This window comes from Micromonospora sp. NPDC049580, assembly GCF_040675595.1.
In the GTDB taxonomy this organism is placed as follows: Bacteria; Actinomycetota; Actinomycetes; order Mycobacteriales; family Micromonosporaceae; genus Micromonospora.
This window is the reverse complement of record NZ_JBFAPG010000678.1, coordinates 1-2,461: the sequence shown is the minus strand read 5'-3', so window position 1 is coordinate 2,461 and position 2,461 is coordinate 1. Positions and strand designations below refer to the sequence as shown.

Below are 2,461 nucleotides of genomic sequence, written 5' to 3'. Positions count from 1 at the left end.
GGGGCAGTGGGGGCGTTACGTCTCTGCGGTTGTCAGGTTGGTTGGCGGGGGCCGTTGAGGTGGGGGCAAGCGCATGATGGCGCGGCTTGCCGCGCGCCCGGGTGGGCCAACTTGCTGAGAAGAGCACTCTCTTCACACCGAAGAGGTCACAGCCATTTTCATCCTGCGTAGCGGTTCGCTTCGACGTGGTGCAGGACGAGGATGGCCTGGACGATCGTGGCGGCTCGGCGTGGGCAGCAGCGCAGCTTGACCAGGATCTTCCAGGTCTTGAGCGTGGCGATCGCTCGTTCTCCCCGGGCGCGGATCTTCGCGTGGGCCCGGTTCAGGGCCTTGTGCCTGTGTGACAGCTTTGGCCGGAAGCGGCGCCGCTTGAACGGGGTGCGGACGCTACCGTGGGCGCCCTGGTAGCCCTTGTCGGCGAAGGTCATCACGTCCGCGCTGGTCAGGGCATCGATGATGCCGTGATGGCGGGCGGCGGTCAGGTCGTGTGCCGAACCGGGCAGCGCCGGTGATGCCCACACGAGGCGGCCGGCGGCATCGGCGATGACCTGCACGTTCACGCCGTGGCGTTTGTGTTTGCCGCTGTAGTAGGGCTTCTGCTCGGCGATCCGGTCGATCGGGATCAGCGTGCCGTCCAGGATCGCGTATGCCAGTAGCCGGATGCGTCGCATTGCGGTGTCCAGGTCGTCGGCTGCCGCGCTGAGCAGGGCTATCGCTTCCTGGACGTAGCGCCAGGCAGTGGCGACGCCGATCTCGAAGCCAGCCGCGAGTCGGGTGTAGGTGTCGCCGTTGCGGAGAGGGGCCAGAGCGAGCAGCGCCTGCCGGCCGGGTGCGAGGCGCCGCCATCGTGATCGGCGCTGCTGACGGTGACCGCGGATGCGTTCGGCGAGGTGGTTCAGGGTGCGGCTGGACAACGGATTCGTGGCGGGGTAGGACAGCATGGCGAGGCTCCCGGTTGGGGCTTCGAGTCTTGGTCGACAGCTGTCCTACCTGGAGCCTCGCACCCATCGATCACCGGGACCGCCGCAACTGCCCTGACCTGCATGATCAGCCTGGAAAAGGCTCACTGGTTCGATCCCAGTATCGCCCACCGTAAATATTAGCAGGTAGCGAGCCCGTCGCCGGAACCACCGGTAACGGGCTTTCGCGTTCTTGCCCCTTAAATTGGGAGCAGATTGGGAGCAGGGCGCAACCGGCCCGCGCTCCTCAGCCGGGGAGGCCGAGCGCATCCGTGGCGGCCCCAACGATCCGTCGATCCCTAAGGAGAGCCGTTGCGCAGTTGCGTCGGTTCCTGGGCGGGGCGCGGCTTGATCATCGGCCCGGCGGCTGCTGTGTCGACTGCCGACTCGTCCGCGGCGGCTCGTCTCGCTGCAGCCGTTTGATGAAGAGGTTGACTTGCCGGCGGCTGGTGAGCGTGATCAGTCGGGCATGGGGTGCGTGTTCTCGGACGAGGTGCTGCACGCGGGGTCGCATCCGGCGCCGGTAGCTGAGGATGTATCGGATGAAGCTCCAGGTTAGTCGGTCGTAGACGCCGTCGGTGGGGTGCTGGCCGCCTCGGTATCGCAAGCGTCGTTGGGCGATGCCCCAGAGGCAGGTTGGCGTCGGCAGGTCCAGAAAGTCGGCCGCGACGAGCCGAATGGGGAGGGTGGCGGTGGCTCAGACGTCGATGGTTTGGCGGTGCTGAACGTGTACGAGGACGACGACCGCCCAGCTTGGTTGCTGCACCAGATCCTGCTCAGCTGCGAAGACTCAAGCCAGCAGGGGCTAATGCAGGTGAAGCGGGTTGCGACGCGATCTGCGGACCGCACAGCCGCGATGGGCACTCCGATGGCGGTGGACATCGTCGTCGTGGACCTCAAGGGCCCGATGCCATCGGGCCAGGATCCGCAGCCGATCCGCAATCCGGCCCACGCACTTTCCCGGTGTCGCGGTCGACCGGCCTCGACGCGGCCCGCGCCGCAGGGGCATCTGCTTTAAGGGTAGGGCTGCCGGCGTACGAGTGAACGTGTCGAGGCCGTACGGATGAACGGGGGCCAGCCTCCAGCCCCCGACCCAAGACGTGACTGGTGCCTGTCCTCCCGTGAGCACCAGACCACACAACCCCTACCGCGCCGCTTCCGCTCCTCGCCGATGCGCGGCTGCGGTGGGCCCGGCTCGGTCCCGAGCCACTACCGCAGCGCAAGGTAGTACATGCGCAAACTATCGACGGCTTCGGCAGGAGAACGTGCCGGTCACGGTTATCGGGCTGACGTTGTCCTTCGCCGATTCGGGGCCACCTTCACTCGGCCCGCTCTTGACCCAGGTGGCGGCGACGAAGGATCCCCTCGTTCGATCCGGGCTCTGAATCACAACCGAAGGACCCCAGCCTAAGGGACGTCTCGTAACCCCGGTGTCTGTCTAGTCAGGACGGTCGGTCAGGATCCCTGGGTGCAGGTGATCACCGCAGTCAACACTGACTGGA

The 2,461-nt window shown here is 66.6% G+C and carries 2 protein-coding genes; one reads left to right on the top strand and one right to left on the bottom strand.

Translation table 11 applies throughout. The annotated features are described in order from the left end of the window. Nucleotides 1-158 precede the first annotated feature (158 nt). A complete protein-coding gene (locus AB0J68_RS30900) occupies nucleotides 159-941 on the bottom strand; it encodes a transposase family protein (RefSeq protein ID WP_363942269.1) in 783 nt (260 codons plus the stop codon). Between the two features lie 736 nt (nucleotides 942-1,677). On the opposite strand from AB0J68_RS30900, the gene AB0J68_RS30895 reads away from it, so the two are divergent. Continuing rightward, complete coding sequence (locus tag AB0J68_RS30895) at nucleotides 1,678-1,977, top strand: hypothetical protein (protein ID WP_363942267.1); 300 nt, start codon at nucleotides 1,678-1,680, stop codon at nucleotides 1,975-1,977. The last annotated feature ends 484 nt before the right edge of the window (nucleotides 1,978-2,461 follow it).